Source organism: Phocaeicola fibrisolvens (assembly GCF_025567125.1).
GTDB lineage: Bacteria > Bacteroidota > Bacteroidia > Bacteroidales > Bacteroidaceae > Phocaeicola > Phocaeicola fibrisolvens.
Genome location: NZ_JAOQJI010000039.1, coordinates 1 through 18,431 on the forward strand (window position 1 = coordinate 1; position 18,431 = coordinate 18,431).

Here is an 18,431-nt window from a genome sequence, read left to right on the forward strand (position 1 = left end):
ACAAATCGAATTTCAAAAATGTCAAAGACCGATATGGTTCAAGTGAACCGAATTTATTTAACTTTTAACCTTGTCCATTTTTAGTGGACAGTAGTGATCCGAAATATTGGATTAGCATCAAATTCAATGAGGACATGCCCGACAAGGAGATAAAGCGTCTGGTCCGCCAGTCTTATGAGATTGTCCATACACATAACTGACTTTTCACACAACCTCTCCTTTGTACAAGAATTCTATCTTAAAGGTATTTTCGAAAACGCCTCAATGAATTGCATCTACTGACGAAGCATTTTCTATGTTTCTCTGCCCGAAACCGTACGTTTCTCACACGGGAAACATACGGTTCCGGAAGCAGAAACATACGTTTCCCGCGTGAGAGACATAAAAAATTCAAGCATACTTTCTCATTGGTGCCAGTGCGTTTTCAAATCCACACAAGAAGAAAAAATATGGACATCAGAGAATGCACTTGCGCATCACAAAATTCGTCAGCATCAATTTATTGGCTCTGCACTTCTGAGATTTAACCACCTTATACCCCTTTCGTTCAAAAAACGGTCGAGCGGTCAGACTTACTTCCGATGTTATTTCAGTGACTCCATACGCAACGGCCATCTTTTCCACTTCTTCAAGCAACTGAGTAGCAACTCCTTTTCCCTGCATGTCTTTATGCACAAACATAGAATGCAAATACCCTTTCTTATTCATAGAAGAGAATCCCGCCATTCTGTCTCGTTCATCAAATGCTCCGATATAGCAATTTTGCGACAAAAGATCTTTCCAATGTGCTACATCATCACCACAAGATGCCCAGTCCATAACCTCTTCATTCGTATAATCTCTCAAATTCACATTGAGTACGGTAGAACGAAACATTTGCTGCATTTCGGATATATCTCCTTCAACAAGCGGACGAATCTTGTATCTCGGTTTTAACCATCTAATCGCTTTACAGGAACCACACCGACAAGTAAAATTCCGACCAATGTTGGAATGTTGTCCGACTGTGCCCAGCATCCGAGTAAATAGATCTTTCACCATAACAAACTCCTCCTCTGTTTCCTTTATAACCTCAAATCCAAGTTTTAAATACATACGGACAGCGTAATTAGCCTTTTGAACAGAAAGAGAGACATAATGATAACCTTTACTTTCAAGCAGGTTCAGCATCTCCTTCATCAACCGACTGCCCAACCCTCGGTTCCGATATGCTTTATATAAGGAAATGGAAAGCGAAGGGGTATTCTCATCCACATGACCATAATCCTTCATGATACGTGTCCACACTGCCCCAACCACCTTGCCATCCTGCTCAACTACCAAGCAACAATCATCTTTTTTCTTGCCAAAATCCTCCACATACAGCCTCAACTCGGGCAAATCCACCACATCCCTCGACGGAGGTTCAACTCCTTCGGGAATAAAAATCGCTTCATAAAGAAAATCCCTCAGCAAATGGATTTCCTCTGGATACAAAGGACGAATCATATAGTCTGCTACACTTTCCATGGAATCAATTATTCGTTTTTTCCCAGTCCTTTTTCGTCAACAAAGTAAAATGTTCTATCCGTACATCACCTAATGGAGAAAGTTTGCACTCTTCTGTATGATGAAACTTAAATCCACATTTATCCATTACTCGACGCGATTTGGTGTTTCCATCATAATAACCACACCACACTCGTCGTATATCCAACTCCTCAAAGCAACGACTCAGTAGACGATTGACAGCCTCAGGAATCAGACCGTTACCCCAATAAGGAACTCCAATCCAATAACCAATTTCTGCATCCCCTTCCTGCATGTCGGCACTATGTATACCGTCTCCAAACATAATGCCCACACTGCCAACAGGCTCATTAGTTTCCTTCAACACTACCGCATAAGTTTCCGGAGCCGAAAGAATATCACGTATCACTTCCCTACTATTTTCTACAGACGTGTGTGGTGGCCAGCCGGCAATCGGTCCTACAGCTGGATCCTTGGCATATTTATAGAGCGAAGGTGCATCTGCCTCACGCCATGGCCTGAGAATCAATCTTTCTGTTTCCATAATTATGTGTGTTTTTTATACATTACAAGATTAGCCATCATCTTTTTCAAATTGGCTTCATTTTCCTCATCCGAAATAGAAGGGTCTTTCATAAAACGACTACAAGGTAAATCCGGACATCCCCCACAGTTTTCCCGCTTCTTTTCCTTGCAGCATTTCCAGATAGGGCATACGGTATCGCCCGTGTATTGAAGCCAGTGTACCTTGCCTTTTATCTTTTTGCATCCTTTACATTCTTTCGGAAATGACGGACACTCCACACACCGTGCCCCACACGGGGAAGGATAAAAGAAATCATCTTTCCAGTACCACCATTTGCATTTCTCCCTATCAGGATTTTCCGTATTAACAGAATATTCCAAAGCCCGATACAGATAAAGCTGACAACGATCTATCGTACACCCACGCAAACGACATTCTTCCTCGTATAAATTCTCCGCATTCTTTCTTCTCAGCGATTCGACAGAGGTATATCCCATTGCCATCAAATCTTGCTCAGTCTGTGAACCTACGTTGGGGATTTTTCGTAAAGAAGAATTCTCCTGACTTATCATCGTTTGCTTCATCAATGCCGCCACCACCTTCAGGGCATTTCTCTTGGCTGCCACAATACTTGGTGTCATTTCGTATTCCAGCATATCCAGACAGACTTTCAGTTCATTGGCCAGTTCCGGAACAAAGCGGCACATCTTTGCAGCCAATTTTATCATCATCGAACGACTGCTGTCTGCTTCCTTCTTATCGACTGCATGGATAAGACAAAAATCAAACAAGTCTGTCCGGAAATTCCTATCAGTCACCAAATCCAGCAAAATAGACAGCACAAGCCCCCGGCGTATTTTTAAATTGGACGCCATTACCCGGTCTGTAATCTCATCATAAAAAGGAGAGAGATAGAGCCTTTTGTCTTCTCCCGACAAATGAGCGAGTATCCATGCCGCATTGGAAGCCGACCGTGCCTCTTCTGCATGAAGCATAAGATGACAAACCTTACGGATGCCTTCCTCGTCATCATGCAGCTCACGGGAGAGGGCCATCACCTGCCATTTGGAGAGCCTGCTTTGCAATTGTTCCATTTCTTTTTCGTGTTTTTCTTATTACGGCAAAGCTAAAAAATAAGCATCAGAATAACAAATGAAAGATTTCCCCAAATTCCTAAACTCATTTTTTATTCAAAAAATATGCATTCCCGCAAGTTTTTATTATCTTCGCCACCCAAAACTAACTAACCTGACTAACCTATGTCTATTTTCTCACATTACATAAACCGACTTATACGATTTTTGGGAGCATGGATGCTGCCCTTGTGCATGCTTTTCGCATGTACACCCTCCCGACATGAAACATCCTCTCCACAAACAGCCGAAACGAATCCTTACACTGACAGTCTGTTGCAGTTCAAGATTTACCTTGAACAAATCCGCATCAGCCGCTTCAAAGCAGATACCCTGGAAGAGGCACGCACTTTGGGAGAGGCGGAAAGAATGGCCCGGTTCTTGAACGACTCGGCCTCGTATGCCGATTTGTGGCAGGAAAAGGCATTGTTCTATTTGCCTAAAAATCCCGAAACCGCAAAGACTTATTTCCGGAAGGCCCTTGCCTACATGTCCTCCGGAACAACTGCTTCCACCGTGCAGAACGAACTGTATCTTTCGCGTATTTACCAGCAACAGAAGCAGACGGACAGTGCCTTTCATTATATCAACGAGGCCATCCACAAAAATCTGTCGGAAGCACAGACTCCTGTCTTACATACGCAAAAAGGATACATCTTTGCCTCGCTTCTGAAAGCTGATTCGGCAACCCATTATATCTTGCCTTCTTTGCAGGGCCTGACCTTGAAACAACGTACGGAGGCCTATCGCCGCCTGTTTGAAATGTATGGAAACCTACGAGATGGGAAACGGGAAAACGCCTACATGCGGAAGTACATCCTGTCGCACGACTCGCTGAGCACGGAACGGAAGGAAATGGTCATCGGAAAAATACAAGACATGCAGGAATACAAGCTGCAACGTGAACGAGCCAACAAGGCCGAAATGGAAACGGCTCACCACAAGCTGATTTTCTACCGGATGGCGGTGGCACTGGGACTTGTGATTCTGGTTCTGTTACTATTGCTCCACCGTATCCGTACGCACAAGCAGAAGCTGGCCGAAGAACTCAAGGAAAGCCTGTGGTTGCGGATGGAAGAGAGTCTGAAACGGAAAGAGGCAGAAGTGGCACTGGCTCACGAGCAGGAACGGCTGAAGCAACAGGAAATCGACCGGCTGCACAAGAGTGTGGAATATTACCGGCAACTGAATGCCATTACCCTTCCCTCGCTCCTGCGGAAAAAGAACTCACAGGGAGCGCTTCACCTGACGGAAGATGAATGGGATATCATCCAGCAAAACACGGATACCTGCTTTGACAGGTTCACCATCCGGCTGAAGGAACACTGTCCCCAGCTCACGGAAGAGGAACTCCGTTTCTGCTGCCTGGTGAAAATGGATCTTCCGCTTTCACTGCTGTCCGAAATCTACCACATTGCCAAGGGAAGTATCTCGCGCCGGAAAATGCGCCTAAAAGAGAAAATGCGCATCGAAAACTGCAGTTTTGATGAGTTCATTGCGGGATTTTAAAGACGATGTACATCATGTAATCTATCAAACATCTATTTATCAGAGATTTACAAACAGGCTGTGTACATCAGATTTTGCTGGAAATTAGCGTCATTCACTCTATCTTTGCAACCGTAAATCTATTTTAAACGTGCGACTTATGAAAGTATAACCCTAGTTTCTATCCCAAACTCTACAGGTGTATGGACTCCTCACTACTATGAAGAAAATCACAACTTCTCGTGTGGAGCCTTATCTTCTCAGCTGAAAACTTCCGTGTTACGGAAGAAGAAAGCTTGATAATCTCTCTGGGATACACCTTCTCTAACCTTGACCCTTACTCTCTGGCATCCGGGAAACGGTTTTCGATGGAAAACGACTTAATCTCGGGAAAAAACGCCCATTTTTTCATTCACTCTCGATCGGGATAGGCTGGCGGTTTTAAGAACTGGGTCGGATTAACGTCCGGCCCAGTTTTTTATTCTACTCATGGCTTCCTGGCAGTCTTCGCGTTTACCGAAAGCAGTCAGACGCAAAAAGCCTTCTCCGCTCGGTCCGAAGCCTACGCCTGGAGTACCTACTACATTCACTTCGTGAAGCAACATATCGAAGAAACTCCATGAATCCAAGCCTTCGGGTGCTTTCACCCAAATATAAGGAGCATTGACACCTCCATAGAGGGTAAATCCGGCACCCTGCAGACCTTCACGCATCAGGCGCGCATTCTCCATATAGTATTCTATGGTTTCCTTGATTTCTGCCTGTCCTTCGGGAGTGTAGATGGCCTCGGCACCCCGCTGGGTAATGTAGCTGGTTCCGTTGAACTTCGTACACTGGCGACGGTTCCATAAATGGTTCAGTGCTACCTCTTCGCCAGAGGTGGTCATAGCCTTTACCTCTTCCGGTACCACGGTATAACCGCAACGCACACCCGTAAATCCGGCTGTCTTCGAGAAACTGCGGAATTCTACGGCACACGAACGGGCTCCTTCAATCTCATAAATAGAATGAGGCACATCGGCTTCGTGAATGTAAGCTTCGTACGCTGCATCATATAAAATCAGTGCCTTGTGTTCCAATGCATATTCCACCCACTTCTGCAATTCGGCCTTGGTCAGTGTGGTTCCCGTCGGATTGTTCGGATAGCACAGGTAAATCATGTCTACCGGTTCAGTGGGAAGAGACGGCACAAAATGATTCTCTGCCGTACAGGGCAAATAGGTCAAGTTGTTCCACTGGCCATTGGCCTGCAGGTCACCTGCGCGTCCAGCCATGACATTGCTGTCAATATATACCGGATACACCGGATCGGTCACAGCTACTTTGTTGCCTGTGCCGAGAATATCGCCGAAGTTACCCGTATCGCTTTTGGCACCGTCGCTTACAAAGATTTCCGTCGGACGCAATTCGATGCCTCTCGGCTGATAATCATGAGTCAGGATAGCCTGAATCAGGAAATCATATCCCTGTTCGGGGCCGTATCCATGGAAGGTAGCAGCACTGGCCATTTCATCCACTGCATGGTGCATGGCCTTGATGGCAGCTGGGGGCAGCGGACGAGTCACGTCGCCAATTCCCAGACGAATCAGTGCGGCCTCCGGATGGGCGGTTTTAAACGCATTTACTTTTTGGGCTACGCTCGAAAACAGATAATTTCCGGGCAGTTTAATGAAGTTTTCGTTAACTTGTATCATGTGATGTTTTGTCTTACTCTTTTAATTCTATTGTTCCATCAAATACTTTGACCGCAGGTCCGGTCATATACAAATGATTTCCCTCTCCTTTCCAGTCGACTGTTAATTTGCCTCCGTCCATACAGATGGTGGCATGGTCACCACATCTGCCGGTGAAAGCCGCCGCTACCGCAGTGGCACAAGCACCTGTGCCGCAGGCTTGTGTGATGCCGGAGCCTCTCTCCCACACCCGCATGCGGATGGTTTCCTTGTCCAGCACTTGGGCAAATTCCACATTCACCCGGTCGGGGAACAGCGGATGATGCTCAAGCACCGGTCCCACTGCCGGCAAATCCACCTCTTCCATCTTGTCCACGAAGATGACCAGATGCGGATTTCCCATGGATACGGCAATCCCTTTCTGGTAAGGATATGATTCCCCCAAGTCCACCGGATGAATATCGGCTGGAATGCCCATATCTACCCGCACGCTCTCCACTTTTCCTTCATTGACCTGCAGATGCAGTTCCTTGATACCGGAAAGCGTATCCAAAAGGATGTCCGTCTTTGTAGTCAGTCCGTATTCGTATAAATATTTTCCGATGCAGCGGCTGGCATTCCCGCACATCATGGCTTCCGAACCATCGGCATTGAAAATGCGCATGCTGAAATCGGCTTTGTCTGAAGCCCCAATCAGCACAAGTCCGTCACTGCCTATCCCCGTATGGGGACGGCTCCACTCAATTGATTTTTCTTCGGGGTTCGTCAACGGGTATTTCATCGTATTCACATAGATGTAATCATTACCCAGGCCGTGCATCTTTGTAAATTCTATCTTCATATATAATCGCTACTTAGTTTTTGTATCCTTCTTCGTGTACATCGGCCACCGCACGTCCACTCGGCTCATTGACATTTGCGAAAGCCTTGTCCCATGCCAATGCTTCTGCCGTTGAGCAGGCTACACTCGGCACACTGGGCACACTCTTGGCCGCACTGTCGCTCGGGAAATGTTCCTCGAAGATGGAACGGTAATAATACTCTTCCTTGTTACGCGGCGGATTGATGGGGAAACGTTCGGCAGCATGGGCCATCTGTTCGTCGGATACCTCTTTGGAAGTAAATTCCTTCAGCGTATCAATCCAGCTGTATCCCACTCCGTCACTGAACTGTTCCTTCTGACGCCATGCCACGCTCTCGGGCAGCATGTCGGAAAAGGCCTCGCGCACAATCTTTTTCTCGATGGTCTTTCCCGGACACATCTTGGCTTTTGGATTCAGGCGCATGGCAATATCCAGAAATTCCTTGTCCAAGAAAGGCACACGCCCTTCTACTCCCCAAGCAGCCAATGCCTTGTTGGCCCGCAAACAGTCGTACAGGTAAAGTTTAGACAGTTTGCGCACGGTCTCTTCGTGGAAAGCACGCGCATCGGGAGCCTTGTGGAAATAAAGGTAGCCACCGAAAATCTCATCGGCTCCTTCCCCACTGAGCACCATCTTGATACCCATACTCTTGATGACACGCGCCAAGAGGTACATCGGAGTAGATGCACGGACAGTTGTCACATCGTAGGTTTCAATGTAATAAATCACATCGCGAAGGGCATCGAGTCCTTCCTGAATGGTATAATGAATTTCGTGGTGTACCGTACCGATGTAATCGGCCACTTCACGTGCCTTGGCCAAGTCGGGCGCTCCTTCCAGTCCGATGGCGAATGAATGAAGCTGGGGCCACCAGGCGGCCATTTTCCCGTCCGTTTCCACACGACGGGCCGCATAACGTTTGGCAATGGCAGAAATCACCGAGCTGTCCAAACCTCCTGAAAGCAACACACCGTAGGGCACATCACTCATCAGCTGTCCGCGAACCGCCTTTTCCAGTCCCTCGCGCAGGGCACTTACCGAAGCCGGTGCATCGGCCACTGCGTCATAGCTGGTCCAGTCGCGCTTGTACCAACGTACCATCTTGCCTTCCTTGCTGGAATAATAATGTCCCGGCAAGAAGGGTTCATAGCGTTCGCAGAATCCTTCCAGTGCTTTCAGCTCACTGGCGCAATATACCTTTCCGTCACTGTCATAGCCGATGTAAAGTGGAATCACGCCAATCGGATCGCGGGCAATAAGAAACTCATCTTTTTCTGCATCATAGAGTACGAAGGCAAAAATGCCGTTCAGCTCTTCCAGAAAATGGATGCCGTAGTCCCGATACAGTGCCAAAATCACTTCACAGTCACTGCCGGTCTGGAACTCGTACTTCCCGGCATATTTCTTACGGATGTCGCGGTGGTTATAAATTTCACCGTTGACAGCCAATATCTGTTTCTTGTCGGGTGAATACAAGGGTTGTCCCCCACTTTCCGGGTCCACAATCGACAAACGTTCATGGGCCAGAATAGCTGACCCTCCACAATAAATTCCACTCCAATCGGGTCCGCGATGACGAATCTTCCGGGCCATGGCCAAAGCCTTGCTCCGTAATTCAGGAGTTTGCTCTTTTATATTTAAAATAGCTGCAATGCCACACATAATCGTAAAGTTGTATTTATATTTTGTATGAAAATCTATTATTTCCGGCTCAGATATGCATCAATGTCGGCAGCTGCCTTACGTCCGCCTGCAATGCATTTCACTACCAGACTGGCTCCGGTAGCGGCATCACCTGCCACGAATACATTGGCCGGGAATTCCGGCTGTTCCGGACGGAGGAAGCCCATGGCCAGCAACACCAAGTCGGCTTTCAGCACTTCCTTCTTTCCGGTAGGTTTCATCACCGGACGTTCTCCTTCTGCTCCCGGAATCCATTCTACTTCTTCCACTTCCACTCCGCAGACTTTGCCATCCTTCTCCAGGAAACGGTTGGAAGTCAGGCTCCAGCGACGTACACAGCCTTCTTCATGGCTGCTGCTTGTCTTGAGCACGATGGGCCACTGCGGCCACGGAGTTTTCGGATTATAGCCTACCGGCGGTTTGGGCATGATTTCAATCTGCGTCACGCTAAGCGCTCCCTGACGGTTACTTGTACCGATACAGTCGCTTCCCGTATCTCCACCTCCGATAACCAGCACATTCTTTCCTTTGGCAGTAATGCGTTCTTCCTTCGGAATCTGCTGTCCGGCCAGCACACGATTCTGCTGTGCCAGCATTTCCATGGCAAAATGGATGCCTTTCAAATCACGGCCCGGGATATTCAAGTCACGTGCCTGCGGTGTACCCGTACAAACGCAATAAGCATCAAAACCTTCAGGCAGATGAGTGACATCAATATCCGTATTCACTTTGAACGTAATGCCTTCGGCTTCCATCACCGCAATACGACGGTCGATGACCGACTTGCTAAGCTTGAAGTTCGGAATACCGAAACGCAACAGTCCACCCACATATTCCAGTTTTTCGAATACCGTGACGGTGTATCCCCTCTTATTCAACTGGTTGGCTGCAGTCAGTCCGGCAGGACCAGAGCCGATGACGGCTACCGATTTCCCGTTCCGCTTGTACTGGCGAGGCTGCACATAACCTTCACGGAAGGCGGCTTCAATCACTGCGGCCTCATCCTCACGGATAGTGACCGGCGCATCCATACTCAGTTTCAATACACAACTTTTTTCGCACAATGCCGGACAGATACGTCCGGTGAACTCCGGAAAGTCATTGGTTTCGGAGAGTATTTCATAAGCTTCTTTCCATTTTCCCTTGTACATGGCATCCTGAAACTCAGGAGGACGATTGCTAACCGGACAAGCCCAGTGGCAGAAAGGCACTCCGCAATCCATACACCGCGATGCCTGCAACTTTCGCTCACTTGTGTTCAACGTCTGTTCCACCTCACTGAAGTCTCTGATACGATCGTGTATCGGACGATATCCGGCTTCTTGTCTGGGAACGGTCAGAAATGCTTTTGGATTTCCCATATATCTAGTTTTTTACTGTTCAACAATTAATCAATAATCACGCTGTACTTCTGCAATTTTCTGCTGCAATTTGCGCATCTGCTCTTCGGCCAGTACCTTCTTGTATTCAATCGGAGTCACCTGAATGAATTCTTCCACGTAATGGCCCCAGTTGTCCAGCATCGTACGAGCCAGCTGAGAACCTGTGTACAAATAATGCTGACGAACCAGTTCATGCAGTTCCTTACGGGCTGTGGCATCTTCCAGCAAGGACAGTTCCACCATCTCCATGTTGCAGAAATAGTCGAAGTTGCGGTCTTTGTCCCATACGTAAGCCACACCGCCACTCATACCTGCAGCGAAGTTGCGTCCGGTCTTGCCCAAAACAACCACACGTCCGCCGGTCATGTATTCACAGCAGTGGTCGCCCACTCCTTCTACCACGGCAATGGCACCGGAATTACGTACGGCAAAACGTTCGCCCACGCATCCGTTGATGTATACCTCACCGCTGGTAGCACCATACAACAGCGTATTACCTGCAATCACATTGTTTTCGGCCAAGAAATTGCTTCTTACCGGAGGCTGTACGGAAATGTGTCCACCACTCAAGCCCTTACCCAGATAGTCGTTGGCCTCTCCTTCCAGCTTGAAGCTGACACCGTGTGGCAGGAAGGCACCGAAACTCTGTCCGGCCGAACCCTTGAACTTCACCTGAATAGTCTGTGCAGGTAATCCAGCCTGACCATACTTGGCTGCTACTGCTCCTGAAAGCATGGCTCCCACCGAACGGTCTGTATTGGCTATGGCATATTCCAACGATACCTCCTTGCGGTTATCCAACGCTTCACGTGCGGCAGCCAGCATGCTGACATCTTTCACGTTTTCTATCTCATGACGCTGTTCGGTCACATTATGCAGAGCGGCTCCGTTGTCTACCTTATGCAACAGTTTGCTGAAATCCAGCAACGAAGCTTTTTCGTTGGTAGTCGGACGTATCTCAATCAAGTCTGTACGACCTACAATGTCTTCCAGGCGAGAGAATCCCATTTCTGCCAGGTATTCGCGTACTTCCTGTGCCAGGAAACGGAAGAAGTTGACTACATAACGGTAATGGCCACGGAAGTGTGCCCGCAACTGCGGATCCTGTGTAGCTACTCCCACCGGACAAGTATTGGCATGACACTTACGCATCATCACACAACCCAATACAATCAGTACAGAGGTTCCGAATCCGAATTCTTCTGCCCCCAGCAAAGCCATGCTGATGATGTCGCGTCCGGTCTTCAACTGACCGTCGGTCTGCAAACGTACCTGACCACGGAGTCCGTTGAGCACCAGTGTCTGCTGTGTCTCGCTCAAACCGATTTCCGGAGAGATACCTGCGTAACGCATAGAAGAGGCAGGAGAAGCTCCCGTACCGCCTTCCGCTCCGGAGATGACAATCAAATCGGCCTTGGCTTTTGCCACACCGGCTGCAATGGTACCGATACCACTCTCGGCCACCAGTTTCACACTGATTTTGGCCTTCGGATTCACGTTCTTCAAATCGAAAATCAGCTGAGCCAAATCTTCGATAGAATAGATATCGTGATGAGGGGGAGGTGAAATCAGTGAGATGCCCGGAATTGAATGACGGGTCTTGGCAATCACCTCGTTTACCTTGAAGCCCGGCAACTGTCCGCCTTCACCCGGTTTGGCACCCTGAGCTACCTTAATCTGAATTTCCTGGGCATTTACCAAATATTCAGTCGTGACACCGAAACGTCCGGAAGCCACCTGCTTGGTCTTACTGCACAAAGAGATGCCGTCGTAGGTTTCATGGAAACGATCGGAGTCCTCTCCTCCTTCACCCGTATTACTACGTGTGTTGAGCTTGTTCATGGCCAAAGCCATGGCTTCGTGTGCTTCCTTGCTGATAGAACCAAATGACATGGCTCCTGTCACAAAGTGTTTCACGATTTCTTCCACGGGTTCTACATCGTCCAATGGAATCGGGTTACGACGGAAAGTGAAGAAGTCGCGCAGGAAAATCGGACTTTCCTTCTCGTCTACCCGACGGGTATATTCTTTAAACTTGGCATAGCTCCCCAAGCGAGTAGCCAACTGCAAGGCACTGATGGTTTCCGGATTCCACGCATGTTTCTCACCGTCTTTTCGGTAAGAGAACTGTCCGATGTAAGGCAGCAAATCGCTCACCTCTTCTTCATCGAAACCTGCATCATGGAATGCCTTGTAATCTTTGGCAATGCTTTCCAGTCCCACACCTCCGATTGAAGAGGAAGGTGTACCGAAATAAGTGGAAAGTATTTCACTGCCCAGACCTACAGCCTCGAAAATCTTGGCTCCACGGTAAGAACGTATCGTACTGATACCCATCTTACTCATCACCTTGTAAAGTCCCTTGCAAACGGCCTTGATATAATTTTTCTCTGCTGTTTCATAGTTCAACTGCACATCGCCCTTCTTCACCATGTCATCCAGAATGGCAAATACCATATAAGGATTGATGGCACTGGCTCCGTATCCCAGCAACAAGGCTGCATGCATTACCTCACGAATTTCACCACTTTCAACAATCAACGCGGTCTGTACACGTTTCTGTACGGAAATCAGGTGATGATGTACGGCACTCACCGCCAACAGGGAAGGAATGGCTGCGTGCTCCTTATCGATTGCACGGTCGGAAAGAATGACGTAATTTACGCCTTCATCTACGGCCGCCTCTGCTTTCTTGCACAATTCGTTCAATGCCTCACGCAGTCCTTCGGCGCCCTTTGAAGCCTCGAACAGCATCGGGAGCTTCACGGTATTAAAGCCTTTGTAACGGATGTTACACAAAATATCCAGTTGGGTATTGTTCAGAATAGGATGTGGCAGACGCACCATCTTACAGTGCGACTCGCTCGGCAACAAAATATTCGTACCTACCGCACCGATATATTCCGTCAATGACATCACCAGTTCCTCACGTATCGGGTCGATAGGCGGATTAGTGACTTGTGCAAACTGCTGACGGAAATAATTGAACAGCACCTGCGGTTTGTCGGACAATACAGCCAACGGTGTATCGTTACCCATGGAAGCGGTCGGCTCTGCTCCGTTCATACACATCGGAGTCAGCGTACGCTCTATATCTTCACGTGTAAAGCCAAAGGCACGCAACCGACGCGGATAATCGGGAACGGAATTCGAAATCTTACGACCACTACGCAACGTATCCAGCTCAATCCGGTTGGTAGAAAGCCACTGACGATAAGGTTTGGCTGTCGCCAACTGATCTTTCAGTTCGCCATCATAGTAGATACGACCTTCCTGGGTATCGACCAACAAGATTTTACCCGGCTGAAGACGACCTTTTTCCTTGATGGCTTCCGGCTCGAAGTTGATGACACCCGCCTCACTGGCTACCACCATCATATCGTTTTTCGTAATCAGGTAGCGGGCCGGACGCAAACCGTTACGGTCCAGCATACCTCCGGCATAACGTCCATCGCTGAACAACAAGGCTGCCGGGCCATCCCACGGTTCCATCAAAATAGAGTGGTATTCATAAAATGCCTTCAAGTCTTCACTGATAGGGTTCTTGTCGTTGAACGATTCAGGTACCAGCATGGCCATGGCATGAGGCAGGCTCAATCCGGACATGACGAAGAATTCCAGCACATTGTCGAGCGAAGCACTGTCGCTCATTCCCGGCTGAATAATCGGGCCTATTTTTTTCACATCGCCCAGCAACGGAGTGGAAAGCACACTTTCACGCGCTTCCATCCATCCGCGGTTTCCACGAATGGTATTGATTTCCCCATTGTGTGCCAACAAACGGAACGGCTGCGCCAGGCTCCATGTAGGGAATGTATTCGTACTAAAACGAGAATGCACGATTGCCAACCCACTGGTAAAGTAAGGCTGTGTAAGGTCTTGAAAATATTCACGCACCTGCACAGAAGAAAGCATACCTTTATATATAATGTTCTTGCTCGACAAAGAAACGATGTAAAAGTCTTTGTGATGCACACGACGTTCAATCTTTTTACGCACAATATATAAGGTACGTTCAAAGTTTTCCAAATCGGTAGCTCCCGTGATGAATACCTGTTTGATGTCCGGTTCGGTCTCCAGCGCACTTTTTCCCAAAATGGAAGAATTTACCGGGACAGACCGCAAATGCATCAATGACAAGCCTTCGCGCTCTACCTCTTCTATCATAATGCTCAGGATGGCTTCCTGTTCTTTCACATCTTTCGGAAGGAAAACCAGTCCTGTACCGTACTTTCCCTTCTCGGGGACCGGAATACCTTGCAGCAGAATAAACTCATGCGGAATCTGCAACATAATGCCCGCACCGTCACCCGTCTTATTATCAGCGCCTTCTGCACCACGATGTTTCATATTCTCCAGCACTTTCAAGGCAGCATCCACCAAATCATGCGATTTATTACCATGGATGTCTACAATCATTCCCACACCGCAAGCATCGTGTTCGTACTCCGGATGATAAAGGCCGGAAGAAGCCGGACGACTTTCTACAGCTTCTGCTTTTTCTTTCTTCATAAAATCTCCTGCTATCCTCATTTTGTCTTTCTTATTTAACACCTAGTTCTCTATTTTTCATTCTAATTGTCGACAAAAATAAGAATATTACTTCCAATATGACACATTTGAACAATATTTCCTGACAATATTTTCCATACCTTTCGCCAACGGTTTCACTTTCTCAATATTTAACTGCTATAAATTTTAATATGTAATATATTTTACAGGTTTTATTATAATTAGAAACATACAAAGAGAACAAATCTATTTTTTACAACAGACACATCACGGGTTCTAAGAATTGTCTGTTATTTTGTAGACAAATCTTTTAGTCGACTGAAATTATAAATAAATGGAAACATTAAAACATGAATGCGGAGTAGCCCTTATTCGGCTGTTAAAACCGCTGGAATATTATCAGGAGAAATACGGAACATGGATGTACGGCTTGAACAAGCTCTACTTATTAATGGAAAAACAACACAACCGCGGACAAGAAGCAGCCGGTCTGGCTTGTGTGAAACTGCAAGCCAATCCTGGAGAGGAATACATGTTCCGTGAAAGAGGACTCGGAGCTGGAGCCATCACCGAAATCTTCAACAATGTGCACCAACAATACAAGGATTTAACAGAAGAACAGCTTCATGATGCAGAATTCGCCAAAAAATGCCTGCCCTTTGCCGGCGAACTCTACATGGGACATCTTCGCTATTCCACGACAGGAAAAAGCGGTATCTCGTATGTACACCCCTTCCTTCGCCGCAACAACTGGCGCGCCAAGAACCTAGCTCTGTGCGGCAATTTCAATCTGACCAATGTAGACGAAATCTTTGCCGACATCACGGAAGCAGGACAACATCCGCGAAAATATGCCGATACATATATTATGCTGGAACAAGTGGGACACCGACTCGACAGAGAAGTGGAACGCCTGTATAACCAATGCAAGGAAGAAGGACTGAAAGGCATGGACATCACACATGCCATCGAAGACCGGATAGACTTGACCAACGTACTGAAAACCTCCTCTCCCAAATGGGACGGTGGATACGTAATCTGTGGAATGACAGGAAGCGGAGAAGCTTTTGCCGTACGCGACCCATGGGGCATCCGTCCGGCATTCTGGTATCAGGACGACGAAATTATGGTGCTGGCTTCCGAACGTCCGGTCATCCAGACTGTATTGAATATTCCAGTCGAAAGCATTCACGAACTGATGCCGGGACAGGCTCTTCTGGTCAACAAAAAAGGACAGCTCCGACTGGCACAAATCAACAAGCCGGGCATTCCGAAACCTTGCTCGTTCGAACGTATTTATTTCAGCCGTGGAAGTGACGTTGACATTTACCGGGAACGTAAGAAACTGGGAGAAATGCTGACAGAGCCCATTCTTTCAGCTGTAGACCACGACATTGCACACACTGTTTTCTCGTTTATTCCCAACACGGCCGAAGTAGCTTTCTACGGCATGCTGCAAGGATTGGACAACTACCTGAACCAACAGAAAATAAAAGAAATAGAAGCGCTCGGTCATCAACCGGACCATCAGGAATTGGAAAAAATCCTGTCACAACGCATCCGAAGTGAAAAAGTAGCCATAAAAGACATCAAGTTGCGTACGTTCATCGCTGAAGGCAACACGCGAAATGACCTGGCAGCCCATGTATATGACATCACGTATGGCAGCCTTGTTCCGCGTCAGGACAATCTTGTCATCATTGACGACAGCATCGTCCGAGGTACGACCTTGAAACAAAGTATCATCGGTATTCTGGACCGTCTGCAACCGAAAAAGATCGTCATCGTATCTTCTTCTCCCCAAGTGCGCTATCCAGACTATTACGGCATTGACATGGCCAGCATGGAGCAGTTCATCGCTTTCAAGGCTGCCATCGCGCTGCTGGAAGAACGCGACATGCAACATGTCATTGAATACACTTACAGAAAATCAAAAGAACAGCTGAATCTGCCGAAAGAGAAAATGCACAATTACGTGAAAGAAATTTACGCTCCTTTCACTGATGAAGAGATTTCGGAAAAGATTGTGGAACTGCTGACACCCGCTGGTACACATGCAAAAGTGCAAATCGTATATCAGACCCTGGAGGGACTTCACAAAGCTTGTCCTGCTCATCCGGGCGACTGGTACTTCAGCGGAGACTATCCCACTCCGGGTGGCACCCGACAGGTAAACATGGCTTTCGTTCACTGGGTGGAAGAAAACTATCAGTTCTAATCAAAGCTTCTTTTATGCATTGATTTGCCACAATAAGGCAAGATACTCCCAAACTCTTTCGTCGTTTACTCCAGGCCTCTGGTAAAACGGCGAAAGAGTTTTTTTATCCCTCAACTCCCCCAAAGTTTTACCTGAAAACCGATTGTATCCTCTCAAAAAAACATGAGAGAAAAACGTTTTTTTGACAACTCCAGTTTGCAATATAATGAAGTATTCGTATATTTGCAGCGTAGAAACAGAATTCATGGAAGCATTTTACAGAACACACAGCTATTTGGTGGAACATACCAATGCCCCTGTCCGCCGTGACCTTATGGATGAGATTGACTGGAACGACCGACTGATAGGTATCAAGGGAACAAGGGGAGTAGGAAAAACCACCTTTCTTTTACAATATGCAAAAGAAAAATTCGGGACAAACCGTTCCTGCCTGTTCGTAAACATGAATAATTTCTATTTTTCCAAATACAGTCTGGTAGATTTCGCTGGAGAGTTTGTGAAACGGGGAGGAAAAGTCCTGCTCATCGATCAGGTCTTTAAACTTCCAGACTGGAGTCACGATTTGCGTACGTGTTATGAACAGTATCCGCAACTCAAGATTGTATTTACCGGTTCTTCCGTCATGCGACTGAAAGACGAAAATCCGGAATTGAACGGAATCGTCAAATCCTACAACCTGAGAGGATTTTCTTTTCGCGAATTTCTGAACCTGCAGACGGGGAATCATTTTTCTTCCTATACCCTGGAGGAAATCCTGCACAACCACGAGCACATCGTGAAAACCATTTTGCCTCACATCAATCCGCTCAACTATTTCCAGGACTACATTCATCATGGTTTCTACCCCTTCTTCCTGGAGAAAAGGAACTTCTCGGAGAATCTGCTGAAAACCATGAACATGATGATTGAAGTAGATATTCTATTGATTAAACAAATTGAACTGAAATATCTGTCCAAAATCAAAAAATTACTATATTTGCTAGCAGTAGACGGACCGGTTGCACCGAATGTCAGCCAACTGGCCAGCGAGATACAAACCTCGCGTGCTACGGTCATGAACTACATTAAATACCTGGCAGATTCGAGACTCATCAACATGGTTTACCCCAAAGGGGAAAACTTCCCCAAAAAGCCGGCTAAAATCATGATGCACAACACGAACCTGATGTACAGTATCTATCCGGTAAAGGTAGAAGAGCAGGATGTACTGGAAACTTTCTTTGTCAACACGCTGTGGAAAGACCATAAAGTGAACAAAGGAGAAAAAGGTACCTCTTTTTTGGTTGACAATACACTCCACTTCCGGATTTGTGCAGAAGGATGCAAATGCAAGAGCAACCCGAACATTTATTATGCCATGCACAAAATGGAAATAGGACACGGCGACCAGATACCCTTGTGGCTATTTGGCTTTTTATACTGATAACAACATGATTGTATTACT

Annotated in this window: 11 protein-coding genes; 3 read left to right on the plus strand and 8 right to left on the minus strand. The window is 47.1% G+C overall.

Features of this window, described 5'->3' with window-relative positions:
• Positions 1-456 precede the first annotated feature (456 nt).
• From OCV81_RS17930 to OCV81_RS13535, 3 genes are read right to left on the minus strand one after another with little or no spacing between them, the layout of a single operon-like run.
• Complete coding sequence (locus tag OCV81_RS17930) at positions 457-1,509, minus strand: GNAT family N-acetyltransferase (RefSeq protein WP_239464718.1); 1,053 nt, start codon at positions 1,507-1,509, stop codon at positions 457-459.
• Between the two features lie 4 nt (positions 1,510-1,513).
• Entirely contained in the window at positions 1,514-2,053 is a 540-nt protein-coding gene (locus OCV81_RS13530; RefSeq protein ID WP_239464717.1) for a GNAT family N-acetyltransferase, read from the minus strand.
• Positions 2,054-2,055: 2 nt separating this feature from the next.
• On the minus strand, positions 2,056-3,129 hold the full coding sequence (locus OCV81_RS13535) for a helix-hairpin-helix domain-containing protein (protein ID WP_239464716.1): 1,074 nt from the start codon (positions 3,127-3,129) through the stop codon (positions 2,056-2,058).
• 165 nt (positions 3,130-3,294) lie between these two features.
• Here OCV81_RS13535 and OCV81_RS13540 point away from each other — a divergent pair, with 165 nt between their 5' ends.
• Positions 3,295-4,677 carry a hypothetical protein gene (locus OCV81_RS13540; RefSeq protein WP_022354413.1) on the plus strand — a complete coding sequence of 461 codons (1,383 nt, stop codon included), beginning with the start codon at positions 3,295-3,297 and terminating at the stop codon, positions 4,675-4,677.
• Positions 4,678-5,114: 437 nt separating this feature from the next.
• Here OCV81_RS13540 and OCV81_RS13545 read toward each other — a convergent pair whose 3' ends face one another.
• From OCV81_RS13545 to gltB, 5 genes are read right to left on the minus strand one after another with little or no spacing between them, the layout of a single operon-like run.
• Positions 5,115-6,350, minus strand: coding sequence for an LL-diaminopimelate aminotransferase (locus tag OCV81_RS13545; RefSeq protein WP_022354412.1), 1,236 nt, complete (start codon positions 6,348-6,350; stop codon positions 5,115-5,117).
• 13 nt (positions 6,351-6,363) lie between these two features.
• Positions 6,364-7,170 carry a diaminopimelate epimerase gene (gene dapF, locus OCV81_RS13550; protein WP_022354411.1) on the minus strand — a complete coding sequence of 269 codons (807 nt, stop codon included), beginning with the start codon at positions 7,168-7,170 and terminating at the stop codon, positions 6,364-6,366.
• A gap of 13 nt (positions 7,171-7,183) precedes the next feature.
• The gene (gene asnB / locus OCV81_RS13555) at positions 7,184-8,854 is read right to left on the minus strand and encodes an asparagine synthase B (RefSeq protein WP_022354410.1); all 1,671 of its coding nucleotides are present in this window, start codon (positions 8,852-8,854) and stop codon (positions 7,184-7,186) included.
• 38 nt (positions 8,855-8,892) lie between these two features.
• On the minus strand, positions 8,893-10,236 hold the full coding sequence (locus tag OCV81_RS13560) for a glutamate synthase subunit beta (RefSeq protein ID WP_148330528.1): 1,344 nt from the start codon (positions 10,234-10,236) through the stop codon (positions 8,893-8,895).
• Positions 10,237-10,266: 30 nt separating this feature from the next.
• The gene (gene gltB / locus OCV81_RS13565) at positions 10,267-14,769 is read right to left on the minus strand and encodes a glutamate synthase large subunit (protein WP_204433320.1); all 4,503 of its coding nucleotides are present in this window, start codon (positions 14,767-14,769) and stop codon (positions 10,267-10,269) included.
• A gap of 334 nt (positions 14,770-15,103) precedes the next feature.
• On the opposite strand from gltB, the gene OCV81_RS13570 reads away from it, so the two are divergent.
• Both OCV81_RS13570 and OCV81_RS13575 read left to right on the plus strand, forming a co-directional pair.
• A complete protein-coding gene (locus OCV81_RS13570) occupies positions 15,104-16,987 on the plus strand; it encodes an amidophosphoribosyltransferase (protein WP_148330532.1) in 1,884 nt (627 codons plus the stop codon).
• A 244-nt stretch (positions 16,988-17,231) separates the two neighbouring features.
• Complete coding sequence (locus tag OCV81_RS13575; RefSeq protein WP_148330534.1) at positions 17,232-18,410, plus strand: ATP-binding protein; 1,179 nt, start codon at positions 17,232-17,234, stop codon at positions 18,408-18,410.
• The last annotated feature ends 21 nt before the right edge of the window (positions 18,411-18,431 follow it).